Here is a 25,552-nt window from a genome sequence, read left to right on the forward strand (position 1 = left end):
AATAGGTCTATAGTCACACCTTAATATAAAACGCTTTCAACAAGCGATGCAATCTTAAGTTAATCTGACTTTGGCACAGCGGCTATGACAAAATTAAAAACAAAGGTTTCATCAGACGCTTCTCCAAAATGAAGGCCCATAATCCTTTTGATGAAATTGAACCTTTTGTTTTTGAAAAGGCAGTGAACCTCCGGCTTTTAAAGAATAAGTCGGATTGTATACTGGAGAGCCAAAGCAATAATCGATTGTGCCTTCTTCCGGACGGAACATGACGGTTCGCATCGTTCCAAACAGCTCCTCATAATTGTGCACAGCCAGACCATCAGGATATTCTGTCTGGAACAGTTTAGCAAGAGAATCACTTGATCGTTGCTCTTTTAAAGCTTCCATTAACATATCGTATCTGACAACAGAATGATGTTTGGTCATCCCTTTTGCTGTTTGATCAGCTACCGGATGATTCGTTGCGGCAATATAACCTCTCTCCGGTCTTCTCACCCTTTTTTGACCATCAATGATTTCAATCACAGCCGCCTCTCCTTTTCGATCAGCTAGCATGATATGAACATTTGAGGCAACAGGCATTTCCTTGATAGAGCGAATGGCTCCCTCAACCGTTTGACAGGATTCCAGAACAGAGCGAATCACATGATACACCTGCAAACCGGCTACTGCTGGAGGCTTTAGACCGGGTTCATTGCCAACCGGCGGACCACAAGCAGAGAAAGTCACAGCAAGACCATGCTCATTCATCCCATCAGATCTGCCAAACAAGAGCAGTGACGAGCCTGTATGATATGCTGAGCCTTTTACATGTGTCGTCACAAGACGCATATCATCAAAAATCGGAGAGAAATCATAGTTACGCAGCATGACTGTTTGTTGACCTGCCGCCATATTCCCCTGCCTCACGCAGTGGGAACAGCCCGGCTGAAGATGAGATGAATAGAAAAAGGTTAAATAACGCTCATCTAATTGCAGTTCATCACAAAATCCAGCAATCTCTTCATCTAACTGTGGAAGATAAGGACGCATCAGCTGCTTCGTTTCCTTCACAGCCTCCTTTCTTGCCGGTTCTGTCCGAATATATTGTGTCTTTAGCAACGGATTCTCCTTAAGCCAGGCAGCCTGCTGTTTTCCCACTTCATAAGCCGTTCCTGTCATCTCTTGAAAATATGCACTGATCTCCTCCATGCCTGTACACCTCTTTCGCCTTCGTTTCTTTTATCATATCGAAACCGTCATTTATTGAAAAGGATGAAAAAAACTGCAATCCCACCGGATTACAGCTGTTTACAGTGTGCTTGAAACAATGCTTCTGCCATTGCATCATACCCCTTAGGATTCGGGTGAAATTGATCAATCGATAAGTAAGCTCTTTCATGCCCTTCAAACGCTTTGTACACATCCACAACTTCTACATGCGGATTCGCAGCAAGCAAACGAAGTTGTTGATTATATTGCTGAAGCCACCTACCGGCTATTGGTATTTGCGGAAATGGATTATATAAATTCATGAAATACACGTAGTAGGGCTGATGCTGCCCTCTTTTGATCTGAGCGATTTCTTGAATCATCTTGCTAAAATTCGCCTGGCAATGCATGACTGCTTGCAGCAGTTTCTTTTCATCTTCACTTTCTTCATACTGCTGAACAGCTTGAACAAGGTCATTCCCACAGCCTGTGATGGTGATGATGTCAGCTGCCGCAATCGAACGTCTCACCTCTGACCGTTTGAAGAGCTGTAAAATCTGCTCGGTCGTTAACCCTGATTTTGCAAATACGGACAGCTCGACTGGTACATGCGTCTTTTTTTCAAGCATCCACCAAAACCGCTGAACAAATCCTCCGCCAAATAAACGTGCCCCCACCCCAACTGTTAAGGAATCTCCAATCGCAACATAGGATCGTCCCACTCTTATCCCTCACTCTCTCCTGCCTTCTCTTATATATACGAATTCGGAGAACAGATGCTTGTAGCAGATGACTTAGGGGCATCCATCTTTTTTTGAGATGCAGCGCCTTTACAAACTCTTTACTTGCGATATCAAACGTTTTTTTGTTCAATAAGAGTAGGCTTTTTGCGCTGAAAACTGCGTGTTTACGCGTTCCAGAAAAATTTACAAACTTTTTATCTTGATTTCGAGACTTTATACCTTGACTTCAAACTACATTGTGATTACAATGAAAATATCAGTTTTCATGTAACTGTGCTTGTTACATCTTTTTCATAGCGTTCCAATATGATTAAAGATGCCACATATTCAGTGTATCTTTGGGATACACTAAAAAAATCACTGAAACAGAAAGGATTGAATGAACATGGCAAAAGTTTTATACATCACTGCACATCCGCATGATGAAACAGTTTCTTACAGTATGGCTACTGCTAAGGCGTTTATCGAATCTTATAAGGAAGCAAATCCAAGTGACGAGGTTGTACATATCGATTTGTACAAAGAAAACATCCCTCACATTGATGCAGATGTATTCGCTGGCTGGGGCAAACTTCAATCTGGCGCTGGTTTCGATACACTTTCAGCTGAAGAGCAAGCGAAAGTTGCTCGCCTAAACGAATTAAGTGATCAATTCGTTTCTGCTGACAAATATGTATTTGTTTCACCACTTTGGAACTTCTCATTCCCACCAGTTCTTAAAGCATACATCGACTCTGTTGCTGTAGCTGGTAAAACATTCAAATACACTGAGCAAGGTCCTGTTGGATTATTAACAGACAAAAAAGCTCTTCACATCCAAGCACGTGGCGGATACTACACTGAAGGTCCTGCTGCTGAACTTGAAGCAGGTCACCGTTACCTTGGTACAATCGCTAGCTTCTTCGGAATTCCTTCTTTCGAAGGTCTTATCGTTGAAGGTCACAATGCTGAGCCTGCAAAAGCAGAGCAAATTAAAGCAGATGCAATCGAACGTGCGAAAGCTTTAGGAAAAACTTTCTAATAACTGCACGCAAAAAGCCAATGATCTTTACGGTCATTGGCTTTTTATTTGTTCAGATGAAAAGCCTAATTCTCTCGAAATATCACTGGCGGCTTTTTTCACGTGTTGAATTAAGTAAGGCAGGCGTTCTTTTTGATAGCCTGCTTCAAATCCTGCAATGCTAATACCTGCTGTCACTTCCCCAAGATGATTGAAAATAGGGGCTCCAATCGCAGCTGTATAGTTTTCAAGCTCAGAATAGCTTAGCGTATATCCCCGCGCATTTGATTCTTCCAGCATGTTTCTTAGAACCTCTTTATCTGTGATGGTCCCAATTCCGATCTTCCCCAGCTCAATTGAGTCAATATAGGCAAGTATCTCGCTCTTTGGCAAAAAAGAGAGAATACTTCTCGCACAAGCACCTGCATATAGGGGAGACCGTCTGCCAACGGCGGTGTAGAGACGAACAGGCTGCGTACCTTCAATCTTTTCCACATAAATGGCTTCGTCGCCCTCACGAACAATGAGCTGTACAGCTTCTCCTACTTCATCCCGTAAGCTTTCCATAAATGGTCTTGCAATCTTCCGAATATCAAGGCGGTCCGCCACAAGCTGACCGTATTCAAGGAACATTAAGCCTAATCGATAAACACCTGTTTCTTGCTTTTCTAACAGCCCCATATCGGCTAAAGAGCTCGCCATACGATGGACAGATGTTTTCGGCATACCGGAAAGCTCAATCATTTCATTTAATGTTAATTGATCGTGAGCGATAAACAGCCGCAAAATCTCCATTGATTTCACGACCGTTTTATTTGTGTTTTGCATCTTCTTCACCTTTTCTAAACGAGAATGCTTCCAGCTTGATTCTTGCGGCCAGCTCCTTCAGTTCTGCTTCTTGCTTAAATAACACCTCCTCCGCCTCCCGATGATCTATTTGTTCAAAATACAGATTTGCCCCAGGCATTGCTTGTGCAATAAGCGGCAAATCAACAGTCGCTACTTCTCCAATACGCGGGTATCCGCCTGTCGTCTGCCGATCTGCCAGCAGAATAATCGGCTGGCCATCAGGAGGAATTTGAATAGATCCAAAGGCGACCGCTTCTGAGATCAATTCCAATTTTTCTTTTAAATGAACCGGCTCTCCCTTCAGCCGGCAGCCCATGCGATCTGATTGGGGTGTGACCTGATAAGGCTGCTCAAAAAACGCGGTTTGAGATGTTTCTTGAAAATAAGAAAGATGCCTGCCTGCCAGCACACGAATCACTGGTGATTTCCGCAGCGGTAAAAAATGATCATGACTCACTGTCCAATCGGGTGCGCCGTATCCCGCCTGTTTCATTTTATTTTTTAGCCTATCAAACAAATGATCCGCTACGATAGACGGCTCTCCAACAGGCAGAACGTCGCCTTTTTCAAGCGGTCGTCCTTTCAGTCCACCGATCCCTGCTCTTACATAAGTGCTTTTGCTCTGCATGACTGGCTCCACATCAAATCCACCTGCCACAGCAAGATAAACGCGGCAGCCTCTCTTACAAAGACCAAAAGTGATCGTGCTTCCTGATCGAACAAAGAGCGGCTTCCATAATGGTGCCCGCTCTCCATCAATATCAATCTCTACATCAGCACCAGTGACGGCAATGAGCTGATCCTTCTCACATGTGAGCACAGGACCCGGCCCCATCAACGTGACTTCCAGCACGGCTTCGTTTTCTTGGTTGCCTGTGAGAATGTTGGCGATTCTAAGTGAGAGCGGGTCCATGCCGCCGCTCGTTAAGACGCCATACTTTTGATAGCCTTGCCGCCCTTTATCTTGAATGGTTGTGTACATCCCTGGCTTGATGACATGAATACTCAACGTTCTGCCTCCTTCATGCTGAAAAATTCCTTTTCAGACATTTGGACAAATCTGACCTCGTCCCCTGCTTTCAATAGACTCGGAATTTCCTCGTCTGGGCGAAAAAGCGGCAGCGGGGTTTGTCCAATGAGCTGCCAGCCCCCGGGTGTGGAAATTGGATAAACGCCTGTCTGCTTTCCCGCAATACCAACAGAGCCTTTTGGAATGGACATCCTTGGTGTTTCTCTGCGTGGTGCTGCGATCTTTTCAGACAGCCCGCCTAAAAACGGAAACCCTGGGGCAAATCCAATCATATAGACAAGGTACGTCCCGGCAGTGTGAATACGCACGACTTCCTCTGGCGTTAAACCATTGATACGGGCAACCTCTTCTAAATCAGGGCCCAGCGCTCCCCCGTAACAGACTGGAATGTCAACGATGCGGCGCTTTACCTGAACTCCCTCCTGCCATTTGTCTTCAAGAAGTTGTTCAATATAGCCTTTGACCCATTCATACGGAGACAGGTCTTGTGTTTGCAGCTGGGCCGATTGATGTACGGTATAAGGCTCGTAAAAAACAGTCACGTTTGTAAAGGCTTGAACCGCTTCTACATATCCTTCAAATGGGTGCTGTTCAATACATGCAAACAGCTGCTCAACACGTGCATGAATCTCCTCACGTATATCAGCTCCAGCTTGGATGACGATCGCTGCATCTCCCAGCGGGTGGTAGGTGATAGAATCTTTTATCGTTGAAAAAGCCACTTGAGGACACCTCTCTTTCTACAGTACACCGAGCTTTTGATCTCTTTGATCTGTGATGAACATATGCCCGGGTGCATGAGTAATCGCAATGTCGGGTTTTGTATGCATGACAATGGCTTGCGGCGTCACACCACATGCCCAAAACACCGGGACCTCTCCTTCTTTGATCACAGACGGTTCTCCAAAGTCAGGCTGACCTACATTGGAAATGCCAATCACCGCTGGGTCCCCTATATGGATCGGGCCGCCATGGACTGACGGAAATCGAGACGTCACTTGAACACTTCTTGTGACCTGATGCGCCGGAATAGGTCTCATGCTGACTACCATCGGGCCATGAAAGACTCCTGCTTTTTCACAAGCTATATTCGTTTGATACATGGGTACGTTATGACCGTCTTCGATATGGCGGACAGGAATGTCATTCAGCATAAGCGCGTGCTCAAACGTAAAACTGCATCCAATGAGAAAGGCAACCATATCATCCTCCCAATAAGCAGAGATATCTGTGACCTCTTCTTCAAGAATCCCTTTTCGGTAAATACGGTACTTAGGAAAATCCGTACGAATATCCGCTTGAGGCGCCGACCGTCTTGGTACTGGATCACCTGGGTCCAGTACATCAAGCAAGGGACATGCAGCCGGATTCCGCTGACAAAATAAAAGAAAATCAAAGGCAAGTTCCTTTTTGACAATCATTAAATTGGCTTGAGCAAACCCTTCTGCAAAGCCAGCCGTTGGTCCTGTGATCTTTTTTTCGCGAATCAATTCTCTCATCTGTGATGGCTCATATGTTTGATAAGTATTCATCTGAATCAGCTCCATAGTTTCGGGATTTCATTAATGATGGTATAGCCGCCCATCATCGTCATAATGACCACAACAAATGCACCAGTCACTGTCAAAAAGAATGGATGACGATAATCTCCGACAATGTCTTTCTTATACGCCGCAACGAGTAATGTGCCAAGGGCGAGCGGCAAAATCAATGCATTGATCGCTCCAACTAATATCAATATGTTCACTGGTCTTCCGATCGTAATAAAACAAATGGTTGAGAGGGCAATAAAGCCAATGATGATACCACGCTGGTTTTGCTCAATTTTTGGTGAGAAGGTTTTGAAAAAAGAAACAGATGTATATGCCGCTCCAATGACGGATGTAATGGCCGCAGCCCACATAATAATTCCGAACATTTTATATCCGATATTTCCTGAAGCTAATTGAAAAACAGAGGCAGGCGGGTTGGATGGATCTATCTGCAAGCCTTTTGAGACAACTCCTAATGCGGCAAGAAAGAGTGCTACACGCATGACAGATGTAATTAAGACACCGAAAATAGAGCTTTTCGTCACTTGAGGAAGTGCATCCTTCCCCTTAATACCTGCATCCAGCAAGCGATGCCCGCCAGCAAAGACGATATAGCCACCTACTGTTCCGCCCACAAGTGTCACAATAGATAAAATATCAATCGTTTCTGGGACAAATGTTCTCACGGCTGCTTCTCCAACTGGCGGCGCTGTTGAAACCGCCACGTACAGCATCAGGCCAATCATGACAAAACCTGCTATTTGTGTGAAACGGTCCATTGCTTTCCCAGCTTCTTTAATCACAAAGATCAAAATGGCAATGACAGCACTGATGGCTGCTCCGATTCGCGGATCAATTCCTGTGATCACCTGAAAACCGAGCCCAGCTCCAGCGATATTTCCGATGTTAAAGGCAAGTCCTCCTATGACAATCAAAAAGGCCAGCACATACCCGAGACCCGGGAGTACCATATTGGCAATATCCTGACCTCGTTTTTCTGAGACGGCAATGATGCGCCATACATTTGTTTGTGCAAAAATATCTAATAAAATGGAGATCAAAATGACAAACCCAAAGCTAGCTGCAAGCTGCTGTGTGAAGACGGTCGTTTGTGTTAAAAATCCCGGTCCGATCGCGGACGTCGCCATTAAAAAGGCAGCGCCCATCAGCATAGACCGATTCCCCTTTGGAGCCTTCATGTGTTTGACTTTCTCTGTTTTCATGCTGTTTCCCCCTTTGATGACAATTTTTATTGAAAGGCCTTGAGATGAATACCGGCTTCTTTTAGCTCCGCTGTAATGGTTTTCGCAAATTGAAGCGCATGGCTGCCGTCTCCGTGAATGCAGACAGTATCTGCTTTGAGCTCGATATCTTCTCCTTGAACTGTACGAACCTTGCCTTCTCGCACCATACGAACAACCTGCTGGACGGCCCGTTCATCCTCTTCAATGAGTGCATGTGGTTCGCGGCGGGATGTCAGCGTCCCATCTGTTTGATACGTCCGATCAGAAAAAACTTCATGTGCCACTTGAAGACCTATTCGTTCACCTGCTAACGCAAGTTCACTGCCTGACAGACCAAATAATACTAGGTTAGGATCCACATCATACACTGCCTTCGCAATTGATTCAGATAATTCAGTATTTTTAGCCGCCATGTTGTAGAGAGCGCCGTGTGGTTTGACATGCTGCATCGTGCCGCCCTCGGCCTTGAGAAAGGCTGATAGAGCGCCAATTTGATAGATGACAAGATCATAGGCTTCCTCTGCGGAGATAGCCATTGGACGTCTGCCAAAGCCGGCCAAATCTTGCAAACCTGGATGTGCACCAATTTTGACCCCTTTATCCAGTGCCATTTTGACCGTCTTTCTCATAACGGTTGGATCTCCTGCATGAAAACCGCAAGCAACATTGGCTGAGGTGACATATTCTAAGATTTGTTCGTCTGCACCGATTGTGTATTGACCAAAGCTTTCTCCCAGATCACAGTTGATATCCACTTGATACATAGAATCCCTCCTTATTGTTCCGAAATACGGAATATAAAGTCCGAATATTCGAATTTATATTGATTATACCAACTTTGGATAGACTGCACATGAAATTGTCAGAAAATATAACAATAGAACTAGGAGAAAACAAAAAAAGCGAGAGGTAAAGCCCTCTCACTTTTTCTGTAAATGCACCTTATTTAGACAGCACCCAATGTTGGATGGCCTTTGCAACGCCGTGTTCTGTGTTAGGCGCTGTAATCCAATCCGCCGCCTCTTTCACCACTTCCTGGGCATTTCCCATCGCAATGCCTAATCCAGCTTCTTGAATCATGGCCATATCATTGAGGCTGTCGCCAAGGGACATGACGTTGTCCATCGTACAGCCAATGCGTTCTGCTACTTTTGCAAGAGCTGCCGCTTTGTTAATGCCGGCTGCATTGACTTCAATATTAGTCGGACTTGAGTTTGTGATCTCTAGGTACTTATTTGTTTTCAATGTATTGAGTACTTCCTCGCGAACGTCATCATCATGAATATCAAAGCCAAATTTCAGCCATTCATGGTCATGAATTCGTTCTGGGAATTCACCTCTCCACACCTTATCCACAGTCGAAGCCCAGTAATCGGTTTCGTACCTATTTTTTAAATCCCACATCATTTGGACGTGATCAGGATGCAGCAGATCTCGTTCGATCAGCTGGAAGTTTGAATCCCAGATCTCACTTCCGTTTGCTGTCACGAGGTAAGACGATAACTTGAGCGGCTCAACCAGCTCTCGGCATGTCATCAGTGTCCGCCCTGTGCTAATGACCACATGGACCCCTTTTGCTTCAGCTTCTTTAATGGCTTGTTTATTTTCCTCTGGAATGATGTGCTCACTGTTTAACAGCGTGCCATCCATATCAATGGCAATCAATCGGATGTCTTTCTTATGAGCTTGTGTTGACAAATTGAGTACCCCACTTTGTATCGATTTTTGAAACTATCTTTATTTTAATATAAAGATGAAGCTGGCACAAAGGGACGAGTTTGATCCCATAGAAAAAAGACCTGGTTACAGGTCTCTTCAGATTGGCTTAGCGTTCACATGCAATGCCGTCTTTATCACGATCAAGGTGCTTATTTTTAAGATAAAGTGCTTTTGATGCATACGGCTTGTACTTTGTTTTGCCGCCTTTGTTTTTTGTGTTTTTACTTTTTGCCACGCCGCCTTTATAGACTTTGTTCAGCGCTTTGCAGTTTTTGTAGGACTTGACTGTTTTTGCATCTGCTGTGTGGGTGTCGACTTGTGTAAAGCTTAGTAAAAGACCTAAAGACAAGACAGCCACCATGATTTTTTTCAACATGTAAAATCCCCCTATTTTTTCTAATTTTACATTTTTATCATATGTCACCACTTTTTGTTTTTCAAGACTATCGAGCTAAATATTTTGATTTTTTTGGAATGAAATAAACCTTATATCCTATGTGATACAATGAGTGGGAAACCTTTCCGTTTTTGACACGTATATGAAGAGAGGAGTTTTTCACATGAAAATGAAATATACCATTCTATATGTAAACGATGTGGAGGCTAGCATTCATTTCTATCAACATGTCCTTGGTTTCCCGATAAAATTGAGGGTTGAATCCTATGTTGAGTTTGACACTGGAGACGTGACGTTATCGATTAATTCACGCCAGGATGTCAAAGAGGCACTCGGATTGCCTGTCCCTGAAGCAAATCAAGCGTCTCAAACGTTTGAGATTGGCTTTGTTGTGGATGATGTGGAGCAAACGATTGCATCAATGAAGGAAAAAGGGGTTTCGATCATCAAAGAACCTGCCAAAAAACCATGGGGTCAAACGGTCGCTTATGTGTCTGATCCTGATGGTCATTTCATTGAAATATGTGATGCGGTCTCCTAATTGTCTTTGAAGGGAGTGAACCAAAATGAGAAAAAAACATGCCTTTTTCGCCGGTGTCTGCTCAATGATTGTGATTTGCAGTGCCGCTATGATGTTGCAGCACCTTGAATGGATTGGGTTTGTCAGCGGCGGGATCTCTATTATTGGGGTCGTGATATCTGGGGTGCTAATGGGTGCTTGGACAAGTGGAGAAGAGACACGAGCAGCCTATCATTCTGAAACAAAAGAACACCGCATGTGGCGTCTTGATACGGCTTTTCTTGTGATCATTTTTGCACTTCCACACATGGCTGCGTCGGTCTTATACGTTTTGATGTAAACACTTGTTAAAAGGAGTTAGTCATATGGCTGTTTTTATTCTATTCATTGTATTTGGCTTTCCTATTCTCTCTGTGCTGATTGGCATTTTTGGCACGCTTTTTTTGAAGAATGTTTGGATGCCTAGCGGCTCAAGTAAAAAAGAACAGTTTCCACTGTTCTTTTTTTGAATCATATATCCGCACACCATAGTTCAATTTCAATTTTCAGCTCCGGCCATCCTAAAGCTGATACATAAGCAACCGTCATTGATGGGTAAGCTGTTTTGAAGATCGTATCCCACTGAGGATATAGATGGTCCCAGTCGATTTCTTCTGTTGCCCATATATTGACCTTGATCACATGTTCTTCATTCAATCCTTCTGATTCAAGGATTTTTTTGATGTTTTCAAACGTATTCGTTACTTGGTCGTTTAAGCTTGATGGGATCTGCCCATCTATATCTGTCCCTACCTGACCCGATGTAACAAATAATCCCGCACCCTTTGGCACCCTTGTGATATGACTGTAGTGACCAACAGGTTTCGGCATACTTTCCGGGTTTTTTCTCGTGATTTTTTCCATGTTATGTCCCTCACTCACGTTTATTTTTCTGCTAGTTTCTTCGTTTTGTAGACAGACTTCACCAATTTCTATCTATCCTAAAAGAAAACAGCAGTGGAGTATCCATAGCCACAAGGTAAGAACATCAATATCTTCTTTTTCATGACCGGTACACTCCTTTTGTTTGCGTGAGCAAGATTTTGATTAACTTCATCGTACCTGACTAGTGATACATAGTCAAAATGATTTATAGACGATAACGTGCAATGTCCTGATTTAATCGCATGCTAAGTTCATTGAGTCTTTCTGCTGCTTTTGCCACATTAGAGATGGCTGTCACTTGTTCGTCTGTGGATGCAGTGATTTCTTCGATCGCCGCAGCATTTTCTTGAGAAACATGTGCTGCTCCGTGCATGGCTTTAGTGATGAGGTCGTTTTGCTCCAGCAGTGTATTCAGCTCTTTTGCCATCGCGTTTGTTTCAACGATGGTTTGTGAAATCAATGTAGAGATGGCATTGAATTCATGTTCTGTTGCATGCACCGCTTCATCCAGCTCGGCAAAACGATCCATTGTGTTAGACATGATACCAGCTGTTGTTGTCGTTTCTTCTTTAATGCCTTGGATCATTTGCTGAATTTGAACGGCTGATTGTTTTGTCTGCTCAGCTAAATTCCGCACTTCACTCGCCACAACTGAGAAGCCTTTGCCATGCTCTCCTGCACGTGCTGCCTCAATACTTGCATTCAGCGCCAGTAAATTCGTCTCATTTGAAATGCTTTCAATCGTATCTGTGATTTGAGAGATATCCTGTACTTTTGTACTTAACTGCTCGATTCCTGCTCTAATGCCTTGAGACGCCTGAATCGATTGTTCATTCGATTGTTTTAATTGCTGTACGATTTGCTGGCCCTGCTGTGATGATTGACTTGATTGGTCGGAAATCCGTTTAATTTGATCACTCTGTTCTTTGACATTCTCAATAGATTGATTAAACTGGGTCATTTGTTGATTGGCGACTTCAAGATCGGATGCTTGATGAAGTGTTCCAGTCGATATGTCTCCGATGGCTCGTCCAATTTCTTCACTGCTGGCTGAGGTTTCTTCAGATATTGCCGATAAATCTGTCGCTGATTCAACAAGCTGACTGCTCGTTTCCTGTAAACCGCTCACCAGTGTTCTAAGCTCTCCTGACATATGGTTAAAGCCTTTTGCCAGCTGTCCGATTTCATCCGTTGTTTCCTTTAAGTTCGTGCGTTCAATATTCCCTGCCGCAATTTCCTTTGAAGCAGCAGTGACTTGCTTCAGCAGTCTGACTTTTCCTCGAGCAGCTAAATAAAATACGCCTAGGCTCAGAAGGGCGACACCCGCTGTAATAAGAATAATATAGAGCTTCATCTGCTCTAATTCTTTATAAAATTCGTCTTGGAAGACAGCGATGCCTACACTCCAATTCCAAGGCGTAAACTGGCTCATATAGGCGAGCTTTTCTTTTTCTTCGCCGGTTGCATCGTCCTTATCCATATAGGTCACATAGTGTGCATCCTCGCCTTTTGCATTGGCGCCAGCGACCATTTTTTGACGATTGGTCGTGTTATCTGGAATGACGCCGATGTCGTTGACTGGATGAACCTGGGTTGAATAGTCAGTGCCATAAGCGATAAGATAGCCTTTATTTTTATAGATAAAATCTGATTTTTGAGATTGGTATCCCTTCCCGTTGTCATTTTTGGGTCCGCTCAAGTAAAGCCGGGCTTGTTCTTGCGCCTGCTCAAGCGTCAGTTCTTTTTTCTCCACACGGTCATTCAACTGTTCAAGTGTGGCCATCGCTCCGCTCACAATGTGCTTTAAATCTGCTTTCCCTGCATCAATTAATACATGTTTCGCTAACAAATATCCCGTTGTTCCAACTAGTCCGCCTGTTAAAATCGTGATCACGATAATGGCAGACATTAATTGAAAAAAGACACTTCTTGACGCAAACGCTTTCTTTTTCATGTACAAATTCCCCCTTACTTTATATATCGTCAAGCAGGGAAAAGTATTAAAAAAGTCATAGAAAAAATCCCTTTCACACGATGGAAAGGGATTTTTCTCATTATCGAGCTGTTTCTTTAAGAATGGCTTGATAAAGATCGTCTGTTGGCGAGAGTCGACATACCTCTTCCAGCACACCTTCAATGCCTTTTTCTTTTCTTAATGCCTGCAAACGAACAGCTTCTTCGTCTCCAGTAAAGTCATAAGACAAAGCTGCCACAATACCTTTAATTAAATACTGTGGCTGTTTGATTTTTTTCGCTGGACCAATTAAACGGTCATCTGCTCCAAGCTTTCTAAGCGGGGAACGTGCGACGCGCGTGACTTCATCAGAGATAAAGGCATTTTCAAATCGTTTGATGATTTTTTGAATATACGCATCATGTTCTTCTTTTTGAAAGCCATATGTGTCGATTAAATAACTGCCCGTTTCGTGAAGTGCACCTTCGACCACTTGACGAATCTCTGGTGTATCGACAGCTTCTTTAATCGTTTGCACACCTTTCTCGTACCCGACATAAGCAGCTAGTGCATGTCCTGTGTTGACAGTAAAGAGCTTACGCTCAATATAAGGCGTCAAATCTTGTACAAAGGTCGCTCCATCGATCTGAGGAACGTCTCCGATAAAGCCTGTCTCATCAATGACCCACTCGAAAAATGGTTCGACTGATACTTTCAAAATGTCCTCATGGTGCTGAATCGGGACAATGCGGTCAACCGCAGCGTTTGGAAAACCAACTGTGTGTGACAGCGCTTCTTGTTCATCAGCTGTTAAATGAGAGAAAACGGCTTCCTTTAAATGAGAGCTGCCGCCAATCATATTTTCACACGCCACAATGTTGATGATATGATCAGGCTTTTTCTGTTTTAAACCTTCAGCAATCGATGAAGCAATGATGTTCAAAACGGCTGGTCCAACAGCTGTTGTAATGAGGTCAGCTGTTGCTACCGCCTCAGTTAATGCAGCGGGATCTTTTGCGGAATTGATGGCTGACACAGGACCAACTACTTCTTGCTGCTGCCCTGGTGCTGCGAGTTCAACCGTGTATTCTCCTTTTTCATTCAGCTCGTTGATGACCGCTTCATTTACGTCGGTAAAAACGAGCTCAAAGCCTGATGCTTTTAACAAAGATCCAATAAATCCTCTGCCAATATTGCCTGCTCCAAAATGAAGTGCCTTCATGTTAGTTCACCTCGTTAAAGATGGCGATCAGTTCATCCTGATCCTTTGCATGAATGATACGCTCTACATTTTCTTCCTCTGAACAGACGATCGCAATTTGAGAAAGAATATCGAGATGTTCATTGTTTTTACCAGCTATGCCAAATACAACTTTGGCAATATTCCCCTCTCCATATTCAACGCCATCTGGAATTTGGATAATGGAAATTCCTGAATGAAGGACAGCCGCTTTCGCATCCTCTGTTCCATGAGGAATGGCAATTCCATTGCCCATAAATGTAGAAGAAATATTTTCTCTTTCAAACATTTTGTCAACATAATCACTCGTGACATAGCCGTTTGCCACTAAGACTTCGCCTGCTTTTTTAATGGCTTCTTCTTTAGAGCCCGCTTGTTCGTTTAGAAAAATATTATCTTTTGAAAGTACTTGTTTCATGAAAGATCACACACCTTTTTTAGAATGGAAAATCAGAAAACAACCAAAACGGGGAGTTCAATTAGGAAAAATTGGACTCAACCCGTTTCGTCATGTTATTTTTTCAATTTCTCAATCAGCTGGTCGTATTTCGGGCTGTTTAAGAAATTATCAACTGAGATATGCACAGCTCCTGGCAGTTTTGCCTTGGCTCTATCTGTTAAATCTTTATGAGTAAAGACCACATCGGCATCATCTGGGATGTTACTGATGGATGTATTTGTTACATCAATATCAAGCTCTGCCTTTTTGACTTTATTCTTTAAGACGGATGCGCCCATCGCACTTGAGCCCATTCCTGCATCACAGGCAAAGATGATTTTATTCACGTCATCTGGATTGATTTCATCTGGAGATGCTGCTTGCTCGTTCGCTTCAGCACCTTCTTTTTGTGCTGTAAGAGTAGCTGCGGCTGCACTTTTCTTGCCTTTCATGTCTTGCATTTTTTCTGTTGCTGCCGTTAAGTCTTCGTCCACTTCTTTAGACGCTTTTAAAATGACAGAAGCGACAAGGAACGATACGGCCGCTGCCACGACAACACCTGCTAGAACGGCAAGGTGACCGCCTTTTGGTGACATGAGCATAAGAGCGATAATACTTCCTGGTGACGGCACTGCTTTTAAGCCTGCATTTAACAGTGTAAATGTCAGCACGCCGCTTGCTCCCCCAGCAATAACCGCCAAAATGAGCTTTGGCTTCATTAAGATGTATGGGAAGTAAATCTCATGGATTCCCCCTAAGAATTGAATGACAATCGCACCCGGTGCAGACTGCTTCGCCGTCCCTCTTCCAAAGAACATGTAGGCTAGAAGAACACCGAGACCTGGTCCTGGGTTTGTTTCAAGCAAGAACAGAACGGACTGGCCTGTCTTCGCTGCTTGCTCTACTCCTAATGGACCTAAAATCCCTTGGTTAATGGCATTGTTTAAGAACAATACTTTCGCTGGTTCAATGAAGATACTTGCCAGCGGAAGTAAATGTGCATTGACAATGATATCTACACCTGCCGCAAGGGCTTTATTTAAACCTAGTACCACTGGACCGATGGCGTAGAAAGCAATGGCGACTAAAATGGCACCTAGAATACCTGCACTAAAGTTATTAATCAGCATTTCAAAACCTGATTTGATTCGGTCTTTAAACAGCTGGTCGATTTTCTTAATGAGATAACCGCCAAGCGGCCCCATGATCATTGCACCTAAAAACATCGGGATGTCCGAACCGACAATAACCCCAATCGTAGCTGTTGCACCGAGTACCCCGCCTCGATGGTCATATACGAGCTTCCCGCCTGTGTAACCGATTAAAAGCGGCAGCAAGTAGTTGATCATTGGGCCAACTAGTGTATTTAATTGTTCATTCGGAAAATAACCACTTGGAATGAACAATGCTGTGATGAGTCCCCAAGCGATAAATGCTCCAATATTCGGCATGATCATACCGCTTAAATAGCTTCCGAAGCGCTGTACTTTTACGCGAAATCCGCTTTTTTCCTGCATCTATGAAAACTCCTTTCTTCTCTCCCTTTATTTAGGGCTTTATAGGTCAAAAGATATAAGAACAAGATTCAGTGAAGCCCTTATGCCTATCGTAAAACGCTTTCACTATCTCTTCAATTGAAACTAAATGTCACTTTGTCACTTAGTGTGTGACAAAATTGAAATATGACATGAACTTTCTGTCAGATCCCAACATATAATGGGTGAAAAGCCTGATCTGCCGTTGTTTTTACGCAAAATTCATTGGAATTTCACAACTTTCAAATGGTCTCTTCTTGTTTCCTCTTCTTAAATCGAATAGGCTTATAATTGGATGAAACCTATTCAATTAAGAAATGTCTGCGCAGACATGAAACAGAAAAAGTGAACCATCTTGCTGTTTGTTTCGTTTACCTTTTAGAGAGGGCGGTACAATAGGAAGAGCGGTTTTTTCTGTGACTCACAGTTTACTGCCGCTTTCTTTCTGATACATGAGACACTTTCATAGGTAGAAAGGCGGTTATTCACCTTGTTTAAAAATAGTAAATGGCTTCTGCTTCTTATGGTCATGTTCGCTTTTTTCATTCCAAAGGAAGCATTTGCTCATGCATACGTCGTGAGCTCGAACCCAGCGGCAAATGAAGAGCTGGATCAGCAGCCTCCTTCCGTCTCGATCACATTTAGTGAAGGGATTGAAAGCGGATTTCATGCCATTAAGGTGCTAAATGCAAAAGGGGATCGTGTGGATAAAGGAGATACGGTCATTAAAGATCAAAAGATCATGGAAGCGGCTTTAAAAAAGAATTTACCAAAAGGAATTTACACCATTCAGTGGAATGCGGTATCAGCGGACGGACACTCTGTTTCTGGCATGATTCCGTTTAGTATTGGAAAAGCGGATGGCGGTTTTGACCAATTAGAACAAGGTCAAACGGATGAATCCATTGATGTGGCCTCCACTATTGATAAAGCCTTTCTTTATACGTCATTCAGCTTATTCCTTGGGACCATTTTGTTTGGACTGCTTTGGTTTAAGACTGCGATTTCACCTGTATTGGCGAAACGAATGAAGCGGCTTTTAACCGTGTCATTGATCATGATGGGCGGAGCACTTGTGTTCCAGCTGCCGATTCAAACAAAATCAGCGGCAGACGTGTCCTTTTGGGGGGCATTCCAGCCTTCGCTTTTACAAGAAACGATTGCGTCCACTTCTGGCGGTAGTCTGTGGATGATGCTTATGGCGTCATTTGTTCTTCTTACCATCTGGACGATTGTAGCGGTGAGAAAAGGGGACTTCTCTTCTTTTCGGATTTGGCTGTTTCCACTGCTCCTATTCACAGTGCTCCTTTGGGTGAAAGCACAAATCGGACATCCAGCCGCAACAGACAATAAAATACTCACAACATCACTTGATTTCATCCATCTCGTCTCTGCTTCGATTTGGGTCGGTGGTTTAACAGCCATTGTCCTTCTATTGGTGAAGAAACTGCCAAATGAAGATCAGCCGCTCATTCGGAGTACGCTAGCAGCATTTCATCCTTGGGCACTGCTCTCTGTTGGGCTCATTGTGTTCTCTGGATTTGTGAATGCCATCTTTATTTTGCAATCGTTTGACGCTCTTTTCCAATCAGCATACGGACGCACCTTTTTAATCAAGCTTGGTTTATTTATCCTCATGGGCCTGCTTGGGCTTATGCATTACTTGATGCTGAGATGGGAAAAGATGCTGAAACGCAGCGTTTCCTTACGAGCTGAATGGATGATCGGGATTGCCATTTTGTTATTAACGGCTGTCTTTACCAATATTCCGAGCCCTCCTCCGCCTGCACCTGAGCCCTTCTTTGGCGCAAATCAGGTCGAGCATCGTGACATTGTGTCCTTGAGCATTACCCCGAATGCCCCGGGGAAAAACTCGTTCGAAGTGGCATTTACAAAGAAGAATGGAGAAACGATCACTGATATTCAATCTGTGACAGCCAAGATCCATAAGGTGGCTTTATTCGGTGATGAGACACCAAGTGAATTTCAACTGAAACGATTAAAAAATGGTCATTTCTCTGCTGAAAATCTCTTATTAAATGAAAAAGGCACATGGAAAATTGAAATCCATGCGTTAACTGGTTCTTTTAAGAATATCGATACTACATTTATTAGAAGAAACTAAAAGGAGTTATCACTATGAAAAAATACGTTAAAGCTTTATTACCAATGCTTCTCGCTTCATTTTTATTGGCGATTCCTGTGAGTGCGCACGTGACAGTCAAGCCTGATACATCTGCGGCAAATGCTTGGGAGACCTATACATTAAAGGTTCCTTCTGAGAGTGACAGCCCGACGACAAAGGTTGTTTTGACAATACCTAAAGGCGTAGAATTCCAGCAATATGAGCCAGTACCTGGCTGGAAAACGTCAACTGAAGAGAAAGATGGCAAGGTGACAAGAGTGACTTGGGAAGCTACTGGTAAAGGTGTGCTTGCTGGACAATTCCAGCAATTCGTTTTTGTAGCGAAAAACCCTGAAAAAGCAGGGGAAGCTGCTTGGGATGCGTATCAATATTATAAGGATGGAACGGTCGTTGAATGGACTGGCGATAAAGATGCTGATAAACCTCATTCCATCACAAACATTGTGGCATCTAATACCGTAACGGATTCACATGGCCAGGAAAAACCAAAAGAAGAAAAGGCCTCTGAAACAGCCTCTGCTTCTTCCTCACCGCTTGTCCTTGGTCTATCCATTGCTGCCCTAGTCGTGGCGCTGATTGCACTTGGGCTTGCTTTTAGAAAGAAATAAAGAGATACATGAGCGATCGTTATCTAGGAAACGGTCGCTTTTTCTTGCACCACAGATTGTTTACTTTTATTAGAAATCAATTTTTTCCATTTTCCCAACTTATTATTTCCAATATAGGATTGAATAGGATAAAGCCGCATGCCATAATGAGACACATGACCACATAGGAGGCTATGAGATGAACCATGTAATCATTTTTGCTCATCCCCAGCAAAGCTTAAATCAAACCTTATTAGATCTTGTTGTGAGCACTCTTTTGAACAATGGTCATGAAGTGACTGTTCGTGATGTCTATACTCTAGGTTTTTCGCCAGAGCTCACCATTACAGAAAAGGCTGCCATCAAATGCGGTGATGTGCCGATTGCCATTCAAAGAGAGCAGAAACTGATTCAGCAGGCGGATGTGCTGACATTTATTTTTCCAATATGGTGGACCGGCTTGCCAGCTATGCTAAAGGGTTATGTAGAGCGCGTCTTTTCTGAGGGTTTTGCTTATCAGATCAATGAGGATGGAGAGATTGAAAATTTGCTTCGGCACAAAAAAGGTGTCATTATCAACACGCATGATGCCCCGAGGACTTTTCTTGATTCCAATAAAATCTTCACCTCCTCTCATCACATGACAACTGATACTGAAGTCTTCAATTTTATTGGCGTTCAGCCAGTCGAACGGCTTTTGTTCAGCAGCATGGAGCAGGCATCTGCAGATTACATACACGAAATTCTGAAAGAAACGAAAGAAACGGTGGATCAGCTTTTTCCGCCGGCTGTTTAATAAAAAAAGACTGCCGAGATTTCTCGGACAGTCTTTTTCACGTTTATTCGTCTAACCCAATAGATACATATTTTGTTTCTAAATAAGGTTCGATCCCTTCGATGCCGCCTTCTCGGCCAATCCCACTCTCTTTCATACCGCCAAAAGGTGCTTGGACAGCCGATGGACCGCCATCATTCCAGCCAATAATCCCATAATCGAGGTTTTCTGAAATGTAGAGCCCGTTCCGATAATTTTCTGTAAAGAAATAAGCTGCAAGGCCAAAAGGTGTATCGTTGGCTAATTCAATTGCCTCGTCTAACGTTTTGAATGTCGTAATTGGTGCCACTGGACCAAAGGTCTCTTCATGCATGATGTTCATCGAATTATCCACATGTGTAAGGACCGTTGGCTGGACAAAATAATATGATTTGTCCTCGTCGAAATGCGTATCGCCGCCGACAAGAACTTTCGCTCCTTTATCCACTGCATCTTGAATTTGGTCGACAATTTTATCAAAGCCGCGTTTGTTGATAATTGGACCGATGGATGTGCCTTCTTCAAAGCCATTTCCCACTTTCAGCTTCTCTACCTCTTTGCTGAAGCTTTGTGCAAATGCTTCATGAATGTCTTCATGCACAATTAAGCGGTTGGCACAGACACAGGTTTGTCCTGCGTTCCGAAACTTAGATGCTACGGCTTGTTTGACAGCTAATTCAAGGTTTGCATCCTTGTCTACGATGAGCGGGGCATGACCGCCAAGCTCCATTGATACGTGTTTGACTGTGCTGGCACTGTTTTTGATCAAATGCTTTCCGACGGGCGTTGAGCCTGTAAACGTGATTTTACGAATCAATGGACTATCTGTGAAGATTTCACCCACTTCTTTGCCGTCTCCCACAACCCATTGCAGTGCATCCTCTGGAATGCCGGCTTCATGACCTAATTTCACTAGTTCAATGGCTGTCAGCGGTGTGTCTTCAGCAGGTTTTACAATAAACGTACAGCCTGCTGCAAGCGCAGGAGCTGCCTTTCTCGTAATCATCGCCGCAGGGAAATTCCACGGAGTAATGGCAGCAACCGGACCAACTGGCTGTTTTGTGACAAAAAGGCGTTTGTTCGTCGTATGTGACGGGATGGTTCTGCCGTAGATTCGCTTTGCTTCTTCCGCGTACCATTCAATATAACCAGCCGCATAGACGATTTCTCCTAATGCTTCTTGATATGGCTTTCCGTTTTCTTCTGTGATGATTTTCGCAAGCCTTTCTTTATGCTCAATCATCAGATCAAACCACTTGCGAATGATATTGGCACGTTCATGCGCTGACGTTTTCGCCCATGATTTAAATGCTTTGTGTGAACGGGAAATTGCGTCTTCGATCTGTTCTTTTGTATGCTGAGCAACTGAAGCAATTTCTTCTCCTGTTGCAGGATTATACACTTTGAGTTCGTTTGTCATGCTCTACCGTCTCCTTCGTTCTTGGATTCATTACATATAGTATATACCCAATGAGTACCCAACCTAAAAGCAATATCCATTCAGCTGGCCACGATAAGGAGGCCGGCATTCCCGGAAAGTAAAATGAAAGGAAAAGAAGACTCAGTCCGATGGCTAAAACACCTGTCGTCCGCCAATATTTAATGCTGTATGGACGCTCAAGCTCAGGTTCTGTTTTGCGAAGCCTCATAAAGGCAATGGACACGATTAAATACCCAACGATGATTCCTACACCGCCTGCATTGACAATCCATACAAGGGCAGGACGCCCTAGTAATGGAGCGAAAAAAGCCAAAGCTCCAAGAAATAAAATGGCATTTGTCGGTGTTTTATACTTTGGATGAATATACGCAAACCATTTGGAAATCATACCTCTTTCCGCCATAGCATATAGAATACGGCTTGCACCGATAATAAAAGCATTCCAGCTCGTCACAATTCCTGCTACCCCTCCAATGACAAGCACTGTTCCAAACGCTTGATGACCGAGAAGCTGTACCATCGCATCTGCTGTTGCTAATGAAGAAGCTTCAAGCTGTCCTTTTGACAGCCCAGCTGCTACCCCAAAGACAATAAGCAGATAAAAAATGACCGCGCTCACGATGGAGATAATCAAGATTCTCCCAATGATTTTTTTTGGTGCGTTAATCTCCGCCGCTACTTGCGGAATGACATCAAACCCAACGAATAAAAAGGGAATCATGACTAACACCGCCATAAGACCGCCCACCCCGCCTTGAAACATCGGCTCAAGGTTTGCAAAATCTCCATTAAATGTTGCGCCGCCTAAAAGGAGAAAACCTGTCAGAATAATCGCCACTGTGAACACGGACTGAAAAATGGCAGCAGGCTTCGCCCCAATGTAATTCAGCGCTGTTAAAAACAATGCACCGCCAGATCCAATCAATACCCACGTGAAATAAACGTCCCAGCCCCCTATATTCCATAAGAAGCCAACATGCTGTGTTGGAATCACATAATCAATGACGGTCGGCAAGGCGACAGCTTCAAACGTAATCACAGACACATAACCAAACAATACGCCCCATGCTGAGACGAACGCTGCTTTCATCCCAAATGCCCGCTGGACAAAGACGAGCCCTCCGCCTGTCTCTGGAATCGCAGATGAAAGCTCGGCATACGTAAGTCCAATAAAGATGACGAGAATACCGCCTATAACGAAAGCAATCACACTGCCTAAAAATCCAGCTGTTAAAATCCAATCTCCCGAAAGTACAACCCAGCCCCAGCCAAGCATTGCACCAATGGACAAAAACAGTACGTCAGACTGCGACATCGTTTTTCCCATTTGTTGTTTTTGCATACAACCATCCCCCTTTGTTGTTTAGCGTGCTTTGAAGGCGTCCTCGATGATCCCTAGTCCTTCGTGAAGCAGCTCATCTGTGATGACAAGTGGTGTTAAGAAGCGAATGATATTCCCATTAATCCCTGCCGTTAAAAGAAGCAGCCCGTGCTCATTTGCATATGCTGCAATCGCTGCGGCTCTTTTCTTATCTGGTGTACGCGTTGTTTGATCTTCCACAATTTCAATTGCCGCCATTGCCCCTAACCGGCGGACTTCCCCAATGTATGGATACGCCTTTCTCCATTCATTTGCTTTGTCCTCAATGACTTGTCCAATGTGTTCAGATCGTTGATTCAGTTGTTCTGTTTCAATGATATCAAGAACCGCCAGTGCTGCTACACAGCCTAATGGACTGCCTGCATATGTTCCTCCAAGCTCCCCTGGATCTGCCGCATCAAGCATTTCTTTTCTGCCAACGACACCGCTCAGCGGTAAGCCAGCTGCAAGAGATTTTGACACAGTGATTAAGTCCGGCACCACATCAAAGTGTTCAATCGCAAAGTATTTCCCTGTTCTCGCAAAACCGGTTTGGATCTCATCTGCAACAAAGACAATCCCGTGCTGCTGACAGAAGGAAGCGACATGCTGAACGAAACGCTTCGATGGCACTATGAATCCGCCCTCCCCTTGGACTGGTTCCATGACCACACAAGCAACCGTTTCTGGTGCAACGGCTGCGACGAAGAATTGATTGAATTGGTCAATGATGTACTCGTCGTACGCGGCATCGCTTAATCCTTCTGGCTTTTGATAGTAATACGGGTATGGTGCTTGGTACACCTCTGACGCAAATGGTCCGAAGCCAAATTTATATGGCTTGACCTTGCTTGTCATGCTCATTGTCATATTCGTTCTGCCGTGAAAACCTCTTGTGAACGACACAACGGCCTGTCTTTTCGTATATTTACGTGCAATTTTCACCGCATTTTCAACAGCTTCTGCACCTGAATTAAGAAAAATGGCTTTCTTATCATGGTCACCTGGTGTGAGATGGCACAGCTTCTCTGCCAATTCGATATACGATTCGTACATCATCACGTTGAATCCTGGGTGAATCAGGCTCTCTGCCTGTGCTTTGACCGCTTCCACGACCTTTGGATGTGAATGTCCTACGTTTAATGTGCCAATGGCGCCTGCAAAATCGATAAATCGCTTTCCATCAATATCGAACAGCTCGGCTCCTTTCCCCTTCGCTGCAAGATGACGGTTGCCATTACTCACGCCTCTTGCGACGTATTGATCTCTTTTCCCCTGCCATTCTTCAGTTGAAAAACGGTTTGTTGTCGTTTGACTCATTGTCATCCATCCCCTTTATATCCTTTTTTATTATTCTGAATATTTTTTGGTATGATAGAAAGTACCAATATCATTTTTTTCATGGTACCAGAGAGGATGGAATGGTGAGATGCTGACAATTCAACTAGATCAAACAGGGCAAAACGGATATATTTATCATCAAATTTATATGAAAATCAAAGAAGAAATCTTAAATCGCAACCTGCAGCCGCACGATCAATTACCGTCCAAACGAGAGTTAGCGGGTGCATTAAACGTTAGCGTTAATTCAGTGAATGGCGCCTATCAGCAGCTGCTTGCCGAGGGGTATTTATACTCGGTTGAGCGCAAAGGTTTTTTCGTGGAGTCACTAGAAACGTTTCATGAATCAGGGCAGTTGAAACCCTCTTCTCTTCCTATAGATTTAAAGGAAGAACCGATTGCACGAGACGACTGGTATTCTTTTTCACATATCTCCGTCGATACAGCGAACTTTCCATTTAAAAGCTGGCTGAAAAGTGAACAAAAGGCGATCCATCTTCACCAAGAAGCCTTCGGTGAGCTTCCGCATCCACAAGGTGTGTATGAGCTGCGGGAAACAATTGCGCGGCTGATCGGACTTGCACGAGGAGTCAAATGCTACCCGGAACAGCTCATTTTAAGTGCAGGCACACAGTCACTTATCCATTCGTTATCAAGCATTCTTCCGCCTGATCAAATATACGGGTTAGAAAACCCTGGCTACCGCCGGCTCTATCAAATGCTGAAAAACAATCATCACCAAATTGAAACGATTGGCATTGACCAAAAAGGGGTGCGAATGAGCGACATTCATAAGAAACAGCCGAATGTGTTGATCATTACCCCTTCACATCAATTTCCAACAGGGGTGATTATGCCGATTTCCCGGCGCATTCAGCTGTTAAACTGGGCAGCTGATCAGCCAGATCGTTATATTATTGAGGATGATTATGACAGTGAATTTAAATATGGCACAGACAGCATTCCAGCGCTGCAAAGTCTCGACCGATATGACAAAGTGATTTATATGGGCACCTTCTCAAAATCATTGCTGCCCGGCTTGCGGCTAAGCTATATGGTACTGCCTCAGCATTTATTGAGACGTTATAAGGAGGAACAGCATTTTTTCATTCAAACAGCCAATCTTTTTACACAATACACCCTTCTTCATTTTATAAAAGATAGGGCGTATCAACGGCATATTAAAAGAATGAATGGTTTATATGAGGAAAAACGGAAGCAGCTCATTGAAGAACTCAATACGGTTTTTACTGACAATGTGCGGATTATTGGAGAAAATGCTGGACTTCATTTTATCGCAGAGTTCCGTTCAAATCGGTCGCAGCATGAGATTTTACAGCGAGCGAAAGACAGAAAGCTGAAAATGTACGGAATGGATCGTTTTACCCTTGATGAGCAATTGCCAGGGCATCAGCCAGGCTTTGTTCCGCTCGTCCTCGGCTTCTCACATATGAGGCGAGAGGATATTCAACCGGCTGTGAAACGGCTGTATGACGCCATTTTCGGGACATAAAACAGCCAGCTGCTCTTCATAGACAGCTGG

General features: G+C 43.8%; 25 protein-coding genes. 7 read left to right on the top strand and 18 right to left on the bottom strand.

Annotated features, from left to right (window positions below):
- Positions 1–111 precede the first annotated feature (111 nt).
- Positions 112–1,194 (bottom strand): C45 family peptidase, encoded by a 1,083-nt coding sequence (locus tag MHI60_RS05105; RefSeq protein WP_144486138.1) that lies wholly within the window; start codon positions 1,192–1,194, stop codon positions 112–114.
- 89 nt (positions 1,195–1,283) lie between these two features.
- Positions 1,284–1,916, bottom strand: coding sequence for a GDSL-type esterase/lipase family protein (locus MHI60_RS05110; RefSeq protein ID WP_111289750.1), 633 nt, complete (start codon positions 1,914–1,916; stop codon positions 1,284–1,286).
- Between the two features lie 406 nt (positions 1,917–2,322).
- Between MHI60_RS05110 and MHI60_RS05115 the strand changes: the two genes are divergently transcribed.
- Entirely contained in the window at positions 2,323–2,958 is a 636-nt protein-coding gene (locus MHI60_RS05115) for an FMN-dependent NADH-azoreductase (RefSeq protein WP_003214444.1), read from the top strand.
- A 33-nt stretch (positions 2,959–2,991) separates the two neighbouring features.
- Here the strand turns inward: MHI60_RS05115 and MHI60_RS05120 are convergent, their stop codons facing one another.
- The 8 genes from MHI60_RS05120 to MHI60_RS05155 all read right to left on the bottom strand — a co-directional run bounded on the left by MHI60_RS05120 (position 2,992) and on the right by MHI60_RS05155 (position 9,687).
- Complete coding sequence (locus MHI60_RS05120; RefSeq protein WP_111289748.1) at positions 2,992–3,765, bottom strand: IclR family transcriptional regulator; 774 nt, start codon at positions 3,763–3,765, stop codon at positions 2,992–2,994.
- Positions 3,749–4,795: a biotin-dependent carboxyltransferase family protein gene (locus MHI60_RS05125; RefSeq protein WP_111289746.1), complete on the bottom strand. Its 1,047-nt coding sequence runs from the start codon at positions 4,793–4,795 to the stop codon at positions 3,749–3,751. The genes MHI60_RS05120 and MHI60_RS05125 overlap by 17 nt, the downstream gene beginning before the upstream one ends.
- Positions 4,792–5,538 (bottom strand): 5-oxoprolinase subunit PxpB, encoded by a 747-nt coding sequence (pxpB, locus tag MHI60_RS05130; protein WP_025093620.1) that lies wholly within the window; start codon positions 5,536–5,538, stop codon positions 4,792–4,794. Before pxpB ends, MHI60_RS05125 begins: the two co-directional genes overlap by 4 nt.
- Positions 5,539–5,556: 18 nt before the next feature.
- The gene (locus tag MHI60_RS05135) at positions 5,557–6,348 is read right to left on the bottom strand and encodes a putative hydro-lyase (protein WP_144486136.1); all 792 of its coding nucleotides are present in this window, start codon (positions 6,346–6,348) and stop codon (positions 5,557–5,559) included.
- A 5-nt stretch (positions 6,349–6,353) separates the two neighbouring features.
- Positions 6,354–7,571 carry an NRAMP family divalent metal transporter gene (locus MHI60_RS05140; RefSeq protein ID WP_144486134.1) on the bottom strand — a complete coding sequence of 406 codons (1,218 nt, stop codon included), beginning with the start codon at positions 7,569–7,571 and terminating at the stop codon, positions 6,354–6,356.
- Positions 7,572–7,597: 26 nt separating this feature from the next.
- Complete coding sequence (locus tag MHI60_RS05145) at positions 7,598–8,356, bottom strand: 5-oxoprolinase subunit PxpA (protein ID WP_144486132.1); 759 nt, start codon at positions 8,354–8,356, stop codon at positions 7,598–7,600.
- A gap of 178 nt (positions 8,357–8,534) precedes the next feature.
- Entirely contained in the window at positions 8,535–9,242 is a 708-nt protein-coding gene (locus MHI60_RS05150; RefSeq protein ID WP_240193837.1) for a Cof-type HAD-IIB family hydrolase, read from the bottom strand.
- Positions 9,243–9,417: 175 nt separating this feature from the next.
- On the bottom strand, positions 9,418–9,687 hold the full coding sequence (locus tag MHI60_RS05155; protein WP_144486128.1) for an excalibur calcium-binding domain-containing protein: 270 nt from the start codon (positions 9,685–9,687) through the stop codon (positions 9,418–9,420).
- A gap of 184 nt (positions 9,688–9,871) precedes the next feature.
- Between MHI60_RS05155 and MHI60_RS05160 the strand changes: the two genes are divergently transcribed.
- Both MHI60_RS05160 and MHI60_RS05165 read left to right on the top strand, forming a co-directional pair.
- Positions 9,872–10,249, top strand: coding sequence for a VOC family protein (locus tag MHI60_RS05160; RefSeq protein WP_144486126.1), 378 nt, complete (start codon positions 9,872–9,874; stop codon positions 10,247–10,249).
- Between the two features lie 25 nt (positions 10,250–10,274).
- The gene (locus MHI60_RS05165; protein ID WP_144486124.1) at positions 10,275–10,568 is read left to right on the top strand and encodes a DUF5316 domain-containing protein; all 294 of its coding nucleotides are present in this window, start codon (positions 10,275–10,277) and stop codon (positions 10,566–10,568) included.
- A 170-nt stretch (positions 10,569–10,738) separates the two neighbouring features.
- On the opposite strand, the gene MHI60_RS05170 is transcribed toward MHI60_RS05165, so the two are convergent.
- The 5 genes from MHI60_RS05170 to MHI60_RS05190 form a co-directional block, all read right to left on the bottom strand.
- A complete protein-coding gene (locus tag MHI60_RS05170; RefSeq protein ID WP_041106521.1) occupies positions 10,739–11,131 on the bottom strand; it encodes a RidA family protein in 393 nt (130 codons plus the stop codon).
- Between the two features lie 226 nt (positions 11,132–11,357).
- Complete coding sequence (locus tag MHI60_RS05175) at positions 11,358–13,106, bottom strand: methyl-accepting chemotaxis protein (protein ID WP_111927525.1); 1,749 nt, start codon at positions 13,104–13,106, stop codon at positions 11,358–11,360.
- 100 nt (positions 13,107–13,206) lie between these two features.
- Entirely contained in the window at positions 13,207–14,328 is a 1,122-nt protein-coding gene (locus tag MHI60_RS05180; RefSeq protein ID WP_144486122.1) for a mannitol-1-phosphate 5-dehydrogenase, read from the bottom strand.
- 1 nt (position 14,329) lies between these two features.
- Positions 14,330–14,764, bottom strand: coding sequence for a PTS sugar transporter subunit IIA (locus tag MHI60_RS05185; protein WP_012008933.1), 435 nt, complete (start codon positions 14,762–14,764; stop codon positions 14,330–14,332).
- 95 nt (positions 14,765–14,859) lie between these two features.
- Positions 14,860–16,302, bottom strand: a complete 1,443-nt coding sequence (locus MHI60_RS05190; protein ID WP_144486120.1) for a PTS mannitol transporter subunit IICB — start codon at positions 16,300–16,302, stop codon at positions 14,860–14,862.
- A gap of 508 nt (positions 16,303–16,810) precedes the next feature.
- On the opposite strand from MHI60_RS05190, the gene MHI60_RS05195 reads away from it, so the two are divergent.
- The 3 genes from MHI60_RS05195 to MHI60_RS05205 all read left to right on the top strand — a co-directional run bounded on the left by MHI60_RS05195 (position 16,811) and on the right by MHI60_RS05205 (position 19,849).
- Positions 16,811–18,445 (top strand): copper resistance CopC/CopD family protein, encoded by a 1,635-nt coding sequence (locus MHI60_RS05195; RefSeq protein ID WP_144486118.1) that lies wholly within the window; start codon positions 16,811–16,813, stop codon positions 18,443–18,445.
- 14 nt (positions 18,446–18,459) lie between these two features.
- Positions 18,460–19,074, top strand: a complete 615-nt coding sequence (locus MHI60_RS05200) for a DUF1775 domain-containing protein (protein WP_048238085.1) — start codon at positions 18,460–18,462, stop codon at positions 19,072–19,074.
- A 178-nt stretch (positions 19,075–19,252) separates the two neighbouring features.
- The gene (locus MHI60_RS05205; protein WP_111289701.1) at positions 19,253–19,849 is read left to right on the top strand and encodes an NAD(P)H-dependent oxidoreductase; all 597 of its coding nucleotides are present in this window, start codon (positions 19,253–19,255) and stop codon (positions 19,847–19,849) included.
- Positions 19,850–19,892: 43 nt separating this feature from the next.
- Here MHI60_RS05205 and MHI60_RS05210 read toward each other — a convergent pair whose 3' ends face one another.
- From MHI60_RS05210 to gabT, 3 genes are read right to left on the bottom strand one after another with little or no spacing between them, the layout of a single operon-like run.
- Positions 19,893–21,287: an NAD-dependent succinate-semialdehyde dehydrogenase gene (locus tag MHI60_RS05210; RefSeq protein ID WP_144473035.1), complete on the bottom strand. Its 1,395-nt coding sequence runs from the start codon at positions 21,285–21,287 to the stop codon at positions 19,893–19,895.
- Complete coding sequence (locus MHI60_RS05215) at positions 21,262–22,650, bottom strand: APC family permease (RefSeq protein ID WP_095407750.1); 1,389 nt, start codon at positions 22,648–22,650, stop codon at positions 21,262–21,264. Before MHI60_RS05215 ends, MHI60_RS05210 begins: the two co-directional genes overlap by 26 nt.
- Before the next feature lie 21 nt (positions 22,651–22,671).
- Entirely contained in the window at positions 22,672–23,988 is a 1,317-nt protein-coding gene (gene gabT, locus MHI60_RS05220; RefSeq protein ID WP_144486116.1) for a 4-aminobutyrate--2-oxoglutarate transaminase, read from the bottom strand.
- A gap of 109 nt (positions 23,989–24,097) precedes the next feature.
- Between gabT and MHI60_RS05225 the strand changes: the two genes are divergently transcribed.
- Positions 24,098–25,522: a PLP-dependent aminotransferase family protein gene (locus tag MHI60_RS05225; protein WP_342502673.1), complete on the top strand. Its 1,425-nt coding sequence runs from the start codon at positions 24,098–24,100 to the stop codon at positions 25,520–25,522.
- Positions 25,523–25,552: the final 30 nt, after the last annotated feature.

It is taken from the genome of Bacillus sp. FSL K6-3200, from assembly GCF_038630485.1.
Taxonomy (GTDB): domain Bacteria; phylum Bacillota; class Bacilli; order Bacillales; family Bacillaceae; genus Bacillus; species Bacillus safensis.